This is a genomic window from Anaerococcus lactolyticus S7-1-13, assembly GCF_000758765.1.
Taxonomy (GTDB): Bacteria; Bacillota; Clostridia; order Tissierellales; family Peptoniphilaceae; genus Anaerococcus; species Anaerococcus lactolyticus.
This window is the reverse complement of record NZ_JRMW01000029.1, coordinates 20,920-36,150: the sequence shown is the minus strand read 5'-3', so window position 1 is coordinate 36,150 and position 15,231 is coordinate 20,920. Positions and strand designations below refer to the sequence as shown.

Sequence of the window (15,231 nt, the reverse complement as noted above, 5' to 3'; positions counted from 1 at the left end):
TTTTCTAAAAACTTGGTGAATTATTGTCCGTTTTTTTGTCCTAGAAATTTTTTTGAGGCTTACAAACTTTGTAATGGTATTAATTTTTTTTGCTTGCTATAATTAGTTTGTAATTAAGTTAACTTAAAAAAAATACACAAAGGAGATAATATGAAAAATTTTAATATTTTTGCTAAGGCTGCCCTTATTTTTGGTCTTGCCTTGGCTATGAGTGCATGTGGCAAGTCTAAGGCTGATGTCGAGGTTGGATCTGATAATTTGGTTAGTTTTGAGGAGACCGAGAAAGACTTTGTTGGTTCTTGCAAAAAATTAGCTTGGCCAGAGGGCTATGAGGTGCCTGAGCATTTGGATGATGTTAAGGATGCGAATTTTGAGGCTGGTTATGGTAATACTAGGGCTAGCCAATATTGGGAAGCTGCTTGGCAAGAGGAGTGGCTAAATAATTATAAGACAAATCCAGAGAAGGCTAAGAAGGCTCTAAAGGAACTTGAAAAAGCTACCAGCATGCCTTACCTTGGCCCTGACAAGTGCGATGATAATACCAGAAAGGCTTTTAAGGATAGTCTAGAAAAGGCCAAGGCCGGTGACCCTTCTGGTTTTGAAGAAAATTTAAAATTAAACGACCCTAGATAAGGGCATAAAAATAGACGAGGTCATCCTCGTCTATTTTAGATTATAAAAGCTCCTTTTTTGTCGATAGCTAAGGCTTTTAGCTGGTAGGAGTTGGATAAGATTTCTAATTTTTCTCTTATTGCTTTTTCTGAAATATCATCGTCTGCTTTTAAGACTAGCATTATTGTAGACCCTGCCCCACTTAGGTAGGAAGCAAGTACATCCGATTCTTTTATTATTTGCTCGATTTTTTCTATTTCTGGGATTAGCTTATACCTATATGGTTGGTGGATTTTATCTTGAAGGGCAATTTTTAAATTGTTTTCATCTCCCGATTGCAAAGCTAAAACCAACATAGCTACTCTCGAAATATTGAAAACTGCATCAGCCTTTGGGTAAGATTCTGGCAAAACTTCTCTTGCTTCTCTGGTTGATAATTTAAAATCTGGTATTAGGGCCAAAAACTTAAATTTATCTGAAATTCCTATTTTTTCAAGAAAGACTTCCTCATCTTCTAAAATAGAAACTACCGTCCCACCAAAGATGGCTGGGGCCACATTGTCTGGATGACCTTCGATGGCTGTGGCGATTTTTAGGATTTCTTTTTTGTCAATATCCATTCCCATGACGTAAAAGGCTGCCATGATGCCCATGACTATGCAGGCTGCAGATGAACCGAGTCCTCTTGATATAGGGATATCTGCGTCTAGGTCAAAGGCTATTGGCTTTGGGTTTTCCTTATAAGTGTCAAAGGTCTTTTTGTAGGCCTGGTAGATGAGGTTTTCTTTTAAATTTTGTCGAAAGCCTTCATCGTCATTTGTAAGTTTAAATTCGCAAGTATTATATAGACCTACTGCCACTCCTAGAGCATCAAAGCCAGGTCCTAGATTAGCTGATGTGGCTGGGACTGATATCCTCTTGCCACGACCTGCAAATTTTAAAACTTCGTCTGCGATTTCATCTTTTTTGATTTTTGTCTTGTGGATGATTTTTTTGCCCTTTAATTTTCCAATTTCTCTTGGAATTTTTACACGAGTTTTCTCATAAAGGGTCTTTATATTTTCAAATTCATCAGCTACTGGATTTTCGCCAAGGGCTTTTAGGACAGAGGAGGCAAACTTGTAGGGACTTGCTGTTGAGAGGATCACAGTTTTAGATAATCCGAGCTTGTCCACAACAGCCTTTGCCACACTTGTGTGAGGATCAATCAGGTAGCCCTCGTCTTGGTAGACTTTTTTTATGGTTTGTTCGGTGTCTTCCTTGGTGGCGTAGCCTGATAAAAATTCGGAAAAATCACCAGAAAAGGTGAAGCTTCCCTTTTCTTTTAAATCTCTCATCTTTTCCCTTACGACTTCAGCTGAAGACTTATGGAAAATCAACCTTTCAAGGTTTGACGAAACTAGGATGTCCATGGATGGAGAGATAGTTTTTATTAATTCTCTGTTTGCATCATAGGTTCCTGTTGTAAAGAAGTCTGTCAAGACATTGTTGTCATTTGAGGCAATTATTAGCTTGTCAACAGGTAGGCCCATTTGTTTGGCATAAAAGCCTGCCAAGATGTCGCCAAAATTACCTGTTGGTACGCAAAATGAAAGTTTATCTCCCACTGATATTTTCTTATTATTTACCAAATTCGCATAGGAGTAAAAATAATAAACTATCTGTGGCAAGAGCCTGCCGATATTTATAGAGTTGGCTGATGAAAGGTAGGTGTTTTTCTTTTTTAACTCTTTTTTTATAGCCTCGTCATTAAAGATTTTTTTGACTGCTGTTTGGGCGTCATCAAAGTTTCCATCAATAGCTATGACTTTTGAATTTAGGGAAGCAGTCGAGTCCATCTGGGTCTTTTGAATGTCGCTAACGCCTTCTGTTGGGTAGAGGACTAGGATATCGATGGCTTCTGTGTTGTAAAAACCTTCTAGGGCTGCCTTGCCGGTATCACCAGATGTGGCAGTTAAGATTAGGGTCTTATCCTTGATGCCAAGGGATTTTTTGGCATAGGCCAAAAGGTTTGGCAATAGGCAGAGGGCAAAGTCCTTAAAGGCTGAAGTCCTGCCATGGTAGAGCTCTAGGTAGTAGTCTTTTTGATATGCCACTTTTACAATCTCATCTTCAAAGGTCTGGTAGGATTTTTCTATCAAATCTAAAAGCTCGTCACTATCAAAATCTGTTAGGTAAAGAGAGAGGACCTTGTGGGCCATCTCTGTGTAAGAAAGGTTTAAATTTTCGCTGATGTCAAAGGTTGGGAAATATTCTGGTACAAAAAGTCCTCCATCGTCGGAAATGCCCTTTACGATAGCTTCTCTGGCTGAAATTCTCAAGAGAGAATCTCTTGTCGATAAAAATTTCATAGCTCCTCCTCAATTTCTGCAACAAACACATCACTTAAAGCCGAAAGGATTGGTCTTAGGGTCTCAAGGTCGGTTTTTTTGGTGATTATTTGATGGTCATCTCCTATTACTTTTTCGTCCTCAATCAAGTCTTTTAAGGCTTTTGGGACTTCACTTGTCCTTAGGTAGAATTTATTTGACCTTTTGGCTTCTAGCTTATAGGAATTTGCCCCGTCATAAAAGGCAGGGATTTCTCTTTTTGATAAAATCCTCAAAAGGTCACGAATTACTGCATCGGCGGTTTCAAGTTTGCCTGCTCCTGGCCCCTTAAATTCATAGGCAGAAAAATTTTCGCCCCAAACCTTTATTGCATTAGTTGCTTCATAGGTCTTGGCAAAAAAATTATCCTTTAAAAAGCTAGGGATGACCGAGATATTTATCTTGCCATCTCTAAGCTCAGATTTCGCCAAGAGCCTTATTGTGTAGCCCATGGTCTTGGCAAAGTCTAGGTCGGTTTTTTTGATATTTCCTATCCCGAAGGTAGGGATGGCATCTTCATTGATTTTTGAGTTGTAGATGAGGGATGATAGGATCCTTAGCTTTCTCATAGCGTCAAAACCACCCACATCTGCTGTTGGATCTGCCTCAGCAAATCCTAGGTCTTGGGCCTTTTTCAAAACTTTTTCGTAGGATGCGCCTTCTTCTTCCATTTTTGAGAGGATATAATTAGAAGTCCCATTCAAAATCCCATAGACCTTGGTCATTTCATTAAAAAGTGCCTCTTCCATCAGAGGGTGGATTAGGGGAATAGCTCCGGCTACTGCCGCCTCATAGGCGAAGTAGACACCATTTTCCCTAGCAAGGTCATTTAAACTTTCAAAATATTTTGAGACTACAGCTTTGTTGGCAGTTACAATATTTTTCCCTGCTTTCATTAACTTGACTATTCGCTCATAAGTTTCTTCAAGGCTTGATGTCACGTCAATTACTGTGTCCACGTCTGATGATAAGATTTTTTCAAAATCATCTGTAAATACAAGGTCTTTTTTGAAAGGCGACCTTTTTTTGTCCTTGTTTTTTATAAGGGCGTAGGCAAGGTCTAGGTCAAAATTATTATTCCTAAGACTCGCTCTTTTTTTGTATAAAATCTCTTCGACACCTGTACCAACTGTGCCAAAGCCCATTAAGGCAATTTTCAAATCAATCCTCCAGCAATTTTTTTGCAATTTGTACTGCGTTGGTTGCGGCTCCCTTTCTGATATTGTCAGCGCAAGACCATAGATTTAAGCCATTTGCCACAGTGAAATCACGCCTAATCCTGCCAACAAAGACTTCATTTTTGCCAGCTGCCATCAGTGGCATTGGATATATTGCGTTTGCCAAATCATCTTGTAGGACCATGCCAGGGTAGGATCCTATGATTTTCTTCACATCTTCAACTTCAAAAGGCTTTTCGACTTCAACATTGATGGAAATGGAATGAGAAAATTTCACTGGCACACGAACTGTGGTGGCTGTCACAAGGATGGAATCATCGTGAAGAATTTTTTTGGTTTCGTTAATCATCTTCGTTTCTTCCTTGGTGTAGCCATTTTCCAAAAATGAATCAATTTGAGGGATGCAATTGTTTTGGATTTGATATTTGTAGGCGAGCCTTGTGTCATTTTCCAAATCTGAAATCCCCTTTAGACCAGAGCCTGAAACAGATTGGTAGGTAGAATAGATTACCCTTTTGATCTTGTATTTATCTTGAATTGGCTTTAGGGGAAGGACTGATTGGATGGTAGAACAATTTGGGTTTGCGATGATGCCCTTGTTGGTTTTGATGTCTTCGGGATTTATTTCCGGCACAACTAGGGGAACTTCTTGGTCCATCCTGAAGGCAGAAGAATTGTCAACAACTGTAACACCAGCCTTAGCTGCAAGGGGTGCAAATTTTTCGCTTACAGACGCTCCTGCCGAGAAAAGTGCGATTTTAATATCCCTTCCCTCAAAGGAGTCTTCTTTTAATTCTTCGACTGTGTACTCTTTGCCAGCGTACTCAATTTTTTTGCCGGCAGATTTCTTTGAACTGAATAAGTAAAGCTTATCAATTGGGAAATTTTCTTCACTTAAGACCTTTAACATCATTGACCCTACGAGTCCTGTTGCTCCTACTACTGCTAGGTTTACCTTCATCCTAGACCTCCTTATAAAATTCATCATAAATAGATTGGATTGCTTTTTCAAAATCCTTAGTTTCAACACCGATTATAATATTTATTTCGCTAGAGCCCTGGCTTATCATCTTGATATTGACTCCTTCTCTCGCAAGGGCCGTAAAGGTCCTAGAAGATACGCCTTTTTCCTTGATCATGCCCCTACCCACAACAGCGATGAGGGAGATGTCTCTTTCCCAAGAGATGCTATCAACATTTAAGTAAATTTTAAGTTCCTCGAGGACCTTGTTTAGCTTTGGTGTGATGTAGGAATCTGCCACGAGAACAGAAACCGAGTCAATGCTTGAAGGCATGTGCTCAATAGAAATATCATTTGACTCAAAAACTGTGGTTAGCTTTCTAAAAAAGTCCTTTTCACTGTTCATATTCACTTTTTCAAGGTTGATAACTGTGAAATTTTTTTTGCCAGTTATACCTGTTAGGATATTTTTGTTTTTGATGTCACACTTGGATAAGATAAGGGTGCCTGACTTATCTGGTTTGTTGGTATTTTTAATATTTATCGGGATATTTTTATCCCTAAGTGGGAAGATTGCCTCTTCGTGGAGGACGTTGGCTCCCATGTAGGAGAGCTCTCTGAGTTCCTTGTAGGTAATAGTGCCGATTGGGGCAGGATTTTTTACAATCCTAGGATCGGCAACCAAAAATCCTGATACATCTGTGAAATTTTCGTACATATCAGCGCCAAGAGCTGCTGCAATAACAGAGCCTGTCACATCAGAGCCACCTCGTGAGAAGGTCTTGACCTTGCCTTCTTCCACACCATAAAATCCCGGAATAACTGCCTTTTCATGGTTGCCTAAGACTTTTTCAATCGCATCTTGCGACCTTTTTAGGTCCAAAACCCCGTCAGTAAAGACAATCAAATCCTTGGCATCAACAAAGTCATAACCAATAAAAGAAGCAAGGACTTGGGCACTCATATATTCCCCACGACTTATGACAAAATCGTAGCTAGCCCCCTTACTTATCTCTTCCTTGACTTCAGCAAGGATTTTGTCAATGTCTATAAGCAAAGAAAGATCATCAACAATATTTTTATAAACATCCTCGATGATCTTGTAAACTTCATTAAAATTTAGGTCATGGTCACTTAGCTGGTGGCACATGGCAAGCAGGTCTGTGACCTTGTGGTTATTATTAACACCCTTTCCAGGCGCAGAAACAACGATATACTTACGGGCATCGTCTGCAAAAATAATATCCCTAACTTTTTTTAGTTGGACAGCATCAGCTAGTGAACTTCCTCCAAATTTAGCAACTTTCATCTTCTTCCCCTTTTGAATTAATATTAAATCGCCTGTGGCGAATATTTTTTAAAGATTGCCATATGCTGGCAGAAATCTTATGAGCAATTTTAAAAACTATACGTTAATTTAGCACTGTTGTCAATTAAATGAAAACTACATTAAATAGATGAGAACGTATGGGTGTTGGAAAATAAATAAAAATTTCGAAAAAAATTCTGTTATCTCAATTAAAATTATAAAAAAAATTTCTGTGGTCTCAATTATAATTATAAGCGAAAAATGATTGAACATAAAAAGGCCTTTAACCCAGCCCCCATCCATTCTGGATGTATGCGCCGAGTCAAAGGTCCTTTCTTTATTTTTTCTTTCTTTTCCTTGTAAAAAAGGATGCAGCCGAATAATTTAAAATGTGTTTTTTGTAGACCTTGGATGCTAGGATGTAGGAAATATAAAGACTTGCCGCTAAAATTATTATAGAAATCCCACCTTCTATTATGCCACAATTTCCCTTTATCAACCTCAAAGGCATGAAAAATACAGAAATGTATGGCACATAGGAAGCGATTTTTACAAAAATATTTACAGGTCTATTCATAAAAATCATGGCAACCATGAAGGCAGCAACAATTGTGATCATTAAAGGACTGGCGACCTTAGAGGCATCTTCTTGTTTGCTGGCAAGAGAGCCTAGCATGGCGGCTATTATCATGTAGGCCAAGAGGCTTAGAATTATAAAAATAAAAATTTCTGCGATTAGCATTAGACTTCTTTGGTCAAGGCTTATGTTGATTTTTATCATATCCAATAAGCCCTTGGATTTGGCAATAAAATAGGAAATTATTCCCAAAATTATATAGATAAGCGAATGGACGATGATGGCGAAGAAATTGCCCAAGATTTTGCCTGCGAAGTAGTCCTTGGCTGATACTGACGAAAAGATAAATTCAATCATCTTTGATCCTTTTTCTGTGGCTATATCCACAACTAGGACGTTTGAATACATGATTAGCATAAAGTACATGAACATCAAAAGGATGAAGTAGGAAGCATAGACCAAGATGCTCTTGCCCTTATCAAGCTGGTTTATTTTCACATCTGCCTTTGTCGAAAAAATCCCTACTTGCTTGTCATTTAGACCTGCATTTTTGATGTTGATGGCATTTTGGATTTCATTGGCAAGAAGGGGCAATTTTGAAAGGGCATTTCCGTCCATGGTTTTAGTCTCGATAGTAAGTTTTACCTGACCTTTTGATTCTATAATTTCTCCGTAAGACTCGATTTTTTCTGCTTTTAAGGCCTTTTCTGCCACTTCTTTTGAAACTATTTTATATTCATTTTCCATTCCCTTAAAGAAGGGGCTAATATTTTCATCTGCTACTATTTGGTATTTATGACCGTCACTACCAAGCTTGGCATCATCTGACTTTGCTAGAAAATATGATATGCCAGCAGGAATTAGCATTACAAGGATTGGGATAAAAATCATGGCCCAAAAGGCAGGTGATTTTATTTGTTTTTTGAAGGAGTCTAGGGCGACTATTAATTTTCTATTCATTTTCTTCCACCTTTCTAGCAAAGATTTCATTTAGGCTTGGGGGTTCTTGGCTAAACATCTCAAGGTAGCCAAGTTTTTCTACAAGTTTCTCAAAAATTTTCCTTCCATCTTCTTCCTTTGCTAACCTTATTGTCCAAAGATTACTTTCTCTTTTTAGATCATAATCTGGGAAAATCTCTGATAAATTCTCTTCTGTCCTTACTTTGACTAGGTCCTTTTCATAGGAATTTCTAATCTCATCTGGTGATCCATTTAGGACAATTTTCCCATTTTTTAGCATGATGAGCCTGTCGCAAAGGTATTCGACATTTTCCATGTTGTGGGAAGAGAAAATTATAGTTGTGCCTTGTGCGTTGATTTCTTTGATTATTCCCATCAAGAGATTGGCATTGTAAGGATCAAGACCTGAAAAAGGCTCGTCTAGGATAAGAAATTCTGGCTTATAGATAAGGCTTGCCAAAAGCTGGACTTTTTGCTGGTTGCCCTTAGATAGGGATTTTATTTTATCATCCAGACTTCCTTTTATTTCAAAACGGTCAAAGTAGGATTGTAGAGTCTTCTCATCGAGATTTTTCATTTGGTTGAGCCTTGCGAAAAATTTTACCTCTTCCCTGATGGTTTTCTTTGGTGAAAGCGAGCGTTCTTCTGGGAGAAAGCCAATTTTTTCTAGGGGAACTTTACTCATTTTCTCCCCTTCATAGAGGATTTCTCCGTCAAAGTGGTCGTAGAAGTTCATCATAGAACGGAAAAGTGTAGACTTGCCCGCCCCATTTTGACCGATAACTCCAAAAAGTTCGCCTTTTTGGACTTCAAAAGTCACGTCATCAAGAGCCTTGAGCTCTCCAAAGTTTTTAGATAAGTTTTTTATTTCAATCATGATTTCTCTCCTGCAAAACCGTTTGTTAAAATCCCAATCAATGTTGGTATTAGGACAATTAGGGCTATTATAGGACTTATTTCTTCATACAAAGCTGAGCAAAATAGGATTATAATAATCACTAATTGGCAAATTATAATTCTCTTAAAAGCAAGGTAGCCTTTTTTGTAGTATTTAAGCTTATCTCTCTCGTCAGATTCGGCCATGAATTTTTTATCAAAGAAAATATCAAAGGCTTCAGTTTTTCTTTCTGGCTCGATTTTTTTTGTAAGTTTGTAGGTTAAATAAAACAAAAATACATTTATAAAAGTGAAGATAAGCAAAACACTGGTTAAGATTATGCTGTCTTTAAGAGGATTATGACTAAATTTGACTTTGTTATATAGAATAATTATAAAAGATAAGAGAGTAAAAAGTCCCGCATCCCTCATAGAGTGTGTGTAGTCTATATATTTTGTCTCTATAAAATCATCTTTTGCGAGTCCCAGCTCTACTTCTTTTTTTGCCCTCATATAAAAATATATGGCAAGAATTGCCCATAGGGTGTTGATGACTATTGATAAAAGTAGGGCATTTTCACTTAGAAATGTATTTATTATTTCTGTAAGACCTCCTATATTTAGTTTGTTAAAAATAAAACCTATGCCAAAACCCGCTACTAATCCCAAAAAAGCCAATATAAACAGTTTGCTTATGCCGATTTTCCTATTATTTTTCATCTGTCTCCTCCAAGCTAAAAATCTCATTGATATCCACACCAAGGACCTTGGCTATTGTTAGAGCCACAGTCACAGATGGGTTGTAATCTCCTCTTTCTATTAGGCTTATGGTTTGGCGGCTGACTCCGACGAGCCCTCCAAGCTCCGCTTGGTTATATCCCGCTTTTTTTCTAAAGTCCGCCAAGTTATTTCTTAGTTCCATCCGCCCTCCTTTCAAAATAATTGACAACTATTCTTGTCATCATTATAACTCTGACAACTTTCCTTGTCAAATCTTTTTTCTTTTAATAAGTTTTTAAAAAATTTAATGAAAATTCAAAAGCATATTTCTTCGTCAAGATTTTAGCTTATTATAAAAGCAATTTTAAATATTTCTCGCATAAAGTATGAATATATCAAAAATTTCCCTGGTTTTCTATGCATTTTTTCATTTTTGTCGTATAATACCTAAAATACATAAAAAAGGAGAAAGTCATGTTAGGTGCTTCTGTTAACGCTCTTGCTGTTTTTATCTCAGGTCTTTTCGGCCTTAAACTTGCAAATTATATAAAACCTTCCTATAAGGATGCAATCATGAAATTTTTGGCCCTCACCATTGTTGCCATAGGCATAGAGTCTTCCCTCAAAGGTGATATGCTCATTATCCTTATTTCAATAATCTTGGGCGTTATTATCGGAGAATTTTTTGACCTCGAAGGAAAATTAACCCGTTTTGCCAACATGCTTAAGGATAAGTTTATAAAAAACGAAGAAAATGATTTTGCAACAGGTTTTGTTTCTGGCACCCTTATTTTTTGTGTGGGTTCTCTTGGAATTTTGGGAGCTATCGAGGCAGGAGTTAATGGAGATAATTCGATTTTATTTACCAAGGCTATTATCGACAGCCTTTCGTCAATCTTTTTATCAACTACACTTGGAATCGGCGTTGCCTGTTCGGCTGGGATGATTTTCGTCTACGAAGGCTTAATAGCCTTGCTTTCAGGGTTTTTAGCGCCCATCCTTAGTACTGAAATTTTGGCAAATATTTCTGGAGTTGGTGGGATCACAATTATAGCAGTGGGCCTTTCTATGCTTGACCTTGTAAAATTCAAATTGGTAAACTCCCTACCTGCCATTGCCATACCGATAATTATTGGTCTGATCATGAATTTAATATAAAAAAATCCTCAACCTTAGAGGAGAGGATTTAGATAGTAAAATTATTATTAATAATGTCACTGTTGCCTTATTAATGCGATTCTTCCTAACTTCATTCGTCAGAATGACGTAGAAAGAATCATCCTCCAACCAGTTGGGGATTTATATTTTATATAAGATATAAGTGTCGAGGTTTTCAAAACCATTTGCTAGAGCTATTTTTAGCTCTATTTTTTTGTCTACTTCTACAAAATATTTTATGGTAGAAATTTTGCCAAATTCATCAATTAGAGAATTTGTCATAGCCTTTAAAAGTTCGTCACAAATCTTAGACTTATCTTGGTTTTCACCTACAAAAATCCCAAAGATTTCGCTCTTGCAAGGATTTTCTCCGTAGATTTTTACCAAAAGACTTCCTACAAGCTCACCTTTATCTTCTTTCACAAAGACCCTAAACCTGTCGAAGTCTCTTAAAAGATTTTTGCTGTTGTAATACATATCTTTTGCAAATTTGTCGTGAAACGCTTGATATTTTTGGAAATCTTCTTTGCTTAAGACTCCTATCCTTTTGATTTCCTCAGTTTTTTGGCTAATATTTTTTGCTTCTAAGACATGGGAATAGTCGATGATTTGAGCCTTATCTTTGAAATATTCTTCATCGTTTAACCAGCAAGTGTGAGATAGGCCTAGGTCTAGACGATAATCCTTACGATCATTTTTTATATGGGAAATAAGCTTTTCAAATACTTCTATGTCCTTATTTTTAATAACAAGGAGGGTTGTTTGGATATATTTTTCGTCATCATCCCAAAAATAGGTCGCAAGAGCTTCTAATTTGCCATTTTCTTCTGCTACAAGCGTTTGTGTCGCCATAAATTCAATTGAATATTCTAGCTCCCTAAAAATATCATTGATTTTATAAAAACGAGGATAAGAAAAATGAGTCTTATCCCCTACAGCTAGGTCTAGCAAAGGCCTAACTTGTGCCAAGTCAGGTCTTTGTAGAGGACGTATTTGCATTAAATTCTACCCCTTAATTTGAGGGCTTTTTCTATCCTTGAAAGACTTAAAATGAAGGATGCTTCTCTAAAGTTAACCTTGTATTTTTCGGCAGTTGCGAAGACTTCTCCGATTGCCTTTGACATATCTTTTTCTTGTTTTGTCATAACTTCGTCTTCGTCCCAATAAGAACCTGTCATGTTTTGAATCCATTCATAGTGGCTTACCAAAACTCCACCAGAATTTGCGAGAATGTCTGGGATTATAGGTATGTTTTTCTCGTTTAAAATCGCCTCTCCTGCTTTTGTCACAGGGCCATTTGCTGCTTCTACCACTAAGCTAGCCTTGATATTTCCTGCATTGGTTTCATCTATTACATTTTCCATAGCAGCTGGAATTAGGATGTCACAAGGAATGGCAAAAAATTCTTCGTTTAAAATCTTTTTAGCCTCTATATTTAGGGCAGAACCAGTTTCTTCCCTTGCCTTTTCTAATTTTTCAACATCTAGACCATTTGGGTCATAGATAGCAGATGAACCTGATTTTTGGCTCTTATCTTTAGAATTTAGGGCAATAAGCTTAGCCCCATCTTGGGTTAGGAATCTTGCAGCAAAAGAACCAACATTACCAAAACCTTGGAGGGCAAAAGTAGCCCCATCAAGGCTCTTGCCGATTTTTTCGTAGTATTTTTTGATGGTTAGATAGACACCAAAACCTGTTGCTTCTGTCCTTCCTAGGCTACCACCCATGTCAGTGGACTTGCCTGTGAAGGTTGCGATATCGTGACGATTTCCATTTAGGGCGATGTATTCGTCAGTGAAATATCCCATAATCTTGCCATTGGTATTTACATCTGGAGCAGGAACGTCTATCCTTGGGCCGATGTAGTTATTGATTGCCCTTACAAAGCCACGAGAAAGAGCTTCGAGTTCTCTTTCAGAAAGTTTTTTAGGGTCAACTACGATTCCACCCTTGCCACCACCAAGAGGAAGACCAAGAAGGGCCACCTTTAGGCTCATAAGGGTTGAAAGAACTTTGACTTCTTCGTAGGTTACTGACTCATCGTAACGCACCCCACCCTTAGATGGGCCTAGGGCTGATGAATGAGCAGACCTGAAGGCTCTGAAAGTCCTTGTAGTACCATCGTCCATCTTGACTGGAATATTGACTTCGATAATCCTTTCAGGTTCTCTGATAATATTGTAAAAAGATTCAGAAAAACCTGCTAGGTCTGAAACTTCTTTTAACTTCTTTTGTAGGTTTATAAATTGTTCGTAGGCTGTTGTCATAATGCCCTCCTGCATTAATTAAAATTCATTTTCATAACTTATTATACAAGCAAAAATTCGACTTGAAAGCCAGATTTTTAAAAAAATTTGCAATTTTTTATAATACAAATCGCACTTCTTTTTGGCATCCGTAAATTTCCCACGTAAAAAGCCCTTCTTGTTGGAATGACAAGAAAGGCTAAGATTAATATAAGCTTTGTAAGCTACTTTATCCCACAAGCATCCTTGGCGAGCCTGTCGGCTAGGTCGTTGTATTTGTCATTTGAGTGGCCCTTGACTTTGACAAAGGCAATCTCAATGTGTTTTTTTCTGTCATTTATAAAGGCTTTGTAGGACTGGGTTAAGTCGTTGTTGGCCTTCCAGTCGCCTTCTGCCCAGGCTTGGATGCCTTGGTAATCGTGGTGGATGATTATTTTTTTATAGGATTTTTCTATGGCGATGTCTATGGCAAGTTCGCTCGCCTTGACTTCTCCAGCCACATTCCTGTGGGTGTAGTAGGAGTCGGTGTAGGATTTTTTGAAATGTTCCTCGCCACCATCCTTGATTAGGACTACACCTGCCCCGTAGGTTTTTTCTGGCAAGTTATAAGACCCATCCACATAGGCGACAACAGTATCTGCATCAATTTCGATTTTCTTTTCGGCACCTTCCATAAAATCGATAGCCTCATCCTTACTTTTAAAAGACTTATAGATAGCGCCCGAAAATCCCTTCACTTCCTTAAGACAAGAATCCCAGGATGTGTAAATCCCAGGATTTCTGCCCTTTCTTACTGCGTAATATTTCATTTATTTAAACTTTCTTTATTGGCCCAGTAGGTAACTTGACCAGGTCCTACTGTAAAGACGCCGTTGCCGTTTTCGTCGATAGTGATTTCTTCATTTTTTCCAGAAAGGTCAACATAGGTCGCCCCTGCCTCAGCTTCGCCAACAAACATTTGTTTTTCTGCCATATCCTTGATAGAAATTAAAACTGCAAGTGGCTTGTGGTCATCATCGCCTCGTCTGACCCAACCAATCACAGACGGATGGTCGAAGTAGTCATCCTCTTCCCCGTAGTTGTAGGCCTTTCTAACAGCCATCATCCTATCGATCATATCTTTTTGTGCTTCTTTTTTTACAGGGCCAATTAGGCCGTAATAATCGCCCGCAAAGATACATGGATAGCCGTCTTTTCTTAACAAGATCAAAGCATAGGCTATTTCTTTAAACCAGTCTTCTACCCAAGATTCCAGAGCCTGGCCCGGTTGGGAGTCGTGGTTGTCGACAAAGGTTACTGCTTGGGCTGGAAATTCCTTGACAACTGTACCGTCAAAAATTTTTCTCATATCATATTCGCCCATAGACTTGCTTGCCTCTGCCATATGAAAATGCAAAGGTACGTCAAATAAATCAATGTTATAATCTGAGTTTTGGAGGTAGGATTCAATGGCACCTGTGTTGTATTGCCAAAATTCTCCAAACAAGTAAAACTTGTCTTTGCCCATCATATCATAAATATGTTTGGAAAGGTCGTAGATAAAGTCACCTGAGATGTGTTTTAGGGCATCATACCTAAAGCCGTCAACCTTGGTTTCCTTGATAAACCAATCAACCCATTTGAAAATCTCGTCACGAACTTCTGGGTGGTTGTGGTCAATATCACAGTTCATGAGGTAGTCAAAGTTGCCTTTTTCATTTGACACATCTTTGTCCCAATACTTTCCATCGCCCAAAATCCTGTAAATCGCAGAAGTTTCACTCTTAGCATCGTAGTCTATGCCGGTAAAATGGTAGTAGTGCCATTTCATGTCAGAATACTTATTATTTCTGCCTTCAAAATCAAAACCTGTCCAACCTTCGATTTCTAATTCTCCTGAGACATCTTTTTCTCGGTCGTTTTGATCGACCATCACAGCCTTGAATTTCTCTTTGTAATCAGCACTACCCTTGTGGTTTAAAACCACATCTGCATAGGACTTTATCCCTGCTTGGTGGAGGTCGGCTATGGCTTTTATTAGTTCATCCTTGGTGCCGTACTTGGTTCTTATTGTGCCTTTTTGGTCAAATTCTCCCAAGTCCCAAAGGTCATAGATACCATAACCTACGTCATTATCTCCCCCACCCTTACAGGCTGGTGGAAGCCAGAGGGCATCTATCCCTGCTTTTTTTAAATCCTTAGCATCTCTTGAAAGATTTTTATAAAAATTTCCAGACCCGTCTGTGTCCCATTCAAAAGCTTGCATCATTACTTCATTTGCCATGG

General features: G+C 38.2%; 14 protein-coding genes. 2 read left to right on the top strand and 12 right to left on the bottom strand.

Going from position 1 to position 15,231, the window contains the following annotated elements:
• Nucleotides 1-150: 150 nt before the first annotated feature.
• The gene (locus HMPREF1630_RS03765) at nt 151-633 is read left to right on the top strand and encodes a hypothetical protein (RefSeq protein ID WP_004826855.1); all 483 of its coding nucleotides are present in this window, start codon (nt 151-153) and stop codon (nt 631-633) included.
• 35 nt (nt 634-668) lie between these two features.
• Here HMPREF1630_RS03765 and thrB read toward each other — a convergent pair whose 3' ends face one another.
• The 8 genes from thrB to HMPREF1630_RS03725 form a co-directional block, all read right to left on the bottom strand.
• A complete protein-coding gene (thrB, locus tag HMPREF1630_RS03760) occupies nt 669-2,963 on the bottom strand; it encodes a homoserine kinase (protein ID WP_037327175.1) in 2,295 nt (764 codons plus the stop codon).
• Complete coding sequence (locus HMPREF1630_RS03755; RefSeq protein WP_037327172.1) at nt 2,960-4,141, bottom strand: homoserine dehydrogenase; 1,182 nt, start codon at nt 4,139-4,141, stop codon at nt 2,960-2,962. Before HMPREF1630_RS03755 ends, thrB begins: the two co-directional genes overlap by 4 nt.
• Nucleotide 4,142: 1 nt before the next feature.
• Nucleotides 4,143-5,120 (bottom strand): aspartate-semialdehyde dehydrogenase, encoded by a 978-nt coding sequence (locus HMPREF1630_RS03750; RefSeq protein ID WP_037327170.1) that lies wholly within the window; start codon nt 5,118-5,120, stop codon nt 4,143-4,145.
• A gap of 1 nt (nt 5,121) precedes the next feature.
• Entirely contained in the window at nt 5,122-6,429 is a 1,308-nt protein-coding gene (locus tag HMPREF1630_RS03745) for an aspartate kinase (protein WP_037327167.1), read from the bottom strand.
• 337 nt (nt 6,430-6,766) lie between these two features.
• Entirely contained in the window at nt 6,767-7,966 is a 1,200-nt protein-coding gene (locus tag HMPREF1630_RS03740; RefSeq protein ID WP_037327164.1) for an ABC transporter permease, read from the bottom strand.
• Nucleotides 7,959-8,843, bottom strand: coding sequence for an ABC transporter ATP-binding protein (locus tag HMPREF1630_RS03735; RefSeq protein ID WP_037327163.1), 885 nt, complete (start codon nt 8,841-8,843; stop codon nt 7,959-7,961). The genes HMPREF1630_RS03740 and HMPREF1630_RS03735 overlap by 8 nt, the downstream gene beginning before the upstream one ends.
• A complete protein-coding gene (locus HMPREF1630_RS03730) occupies nt 8,840-9,562 on the bottom strand; it encodes a DUF3169 family protein (RefSeq protein WP_037327160.1) in 723 nt (240 codons plus the stop codon). The genes HMPREF1630_RS03735 and HMPREF1630_RS03730 overlap by 4 nt, the downstream gene beginning before the upstream one ends.
• Nucleotides 9,552-9,764: a helix-turn-helix transcriptional regulator gene (locus HMPREF1630_RS03725; RefSeq protein WP_037327157.1), complete on the bottom strand. Its 213-nt coding sequence runs from the start codon at nt 9,762-9,764 to the stop codon at nt 9,552-9,554. Before HMPREF1630_RS03725 ends, HMPREF1630_RS03730 begins: the two co-directional genes overlap by 11 nt.
• Nucleotides 9,765-10,036: 272 nt before the next feature.
• Between HMPREF1630_RS03725 and HMPREF1630_RS03720 the strand changes: the two genes are divergently transcribed.
• Entirely contained in the window at nt 10,037-10,720 is a 684-nt protein-coding gene (locus tag HMPREF1630_RS03720; protein WP_037327155.1) for a DUF554 domain-containing protein, read from the top strand.
• A 141-nt stretch (nt 10,721-10,861) separates the two neighbouring features.
• Here the strand turns inward: HMPREF1630_RS03720 and HMPREF1630_RS03715 are convergent, their stop codons facing one another.
• The 4 genes from HMPREF1630_RS03715 to HMPREF1630_RS03700 form a co-directional block, all read right to left on the bottom strand.
• Nucleotides 10,862-11,719: a hypothetical protein gene (locus tag HMPREF1630_RS03715; RefSeq protein ID WP_037327152.1), complete on the bottom strand. Its 858-nt coding sequence runs from the start codon at nt 11,717-11,719 to the stop codon at nt 10,862-10,864.
• On the bottom strand, nt 11,719-12,987 hold the full coding sequence (locus HMPREF1630_RS03710) for a Glu/Leu/Phe/Val family dehydrogenase (protein ID WP_037327149.1): 1,269 nt from the start codon (nt 12,985-12,987) through the stop codon (nt 11,719-11,721). The genes HMPREF1630_RS03715 and HMPREF1630_RS03710 overlap by 1 nt, the downstream gene beginning before the upstream one ends.
• A gap of 203 nt (nt 12,988-13,190) precedes the next feature.
• Nucleotides 13,191-13,775, bottom strand: coding sequence for a ribonuclease H1 domain-containing protein (locus HMPREF1630_RS03705; RefSeq protein WP_037327147.1), 585 nt, complete (start codon nt 13,773-13,775; stop codon nt 13,191-13,193).
• The gene (locus HMPREF1630_RS03700; protein WP_037327145.1) at nt 13,772-15,229 is read right to left on the bottom strand and encodes an alpha-amylase; all 1,458 of its coding nucleotides are present in this window, start codon (nt 15,227-15,229) and stop codon (nt 13,772-13,774) included. The genes HMPREF1630_RS03705 and HMPREF1630_RS03700 overlap by 4 nt, the downstream gene beginning before the upstream one ends.
• Between the last annotated feature and the right edge of the window lie 2 nt (nt 15,230-15,231).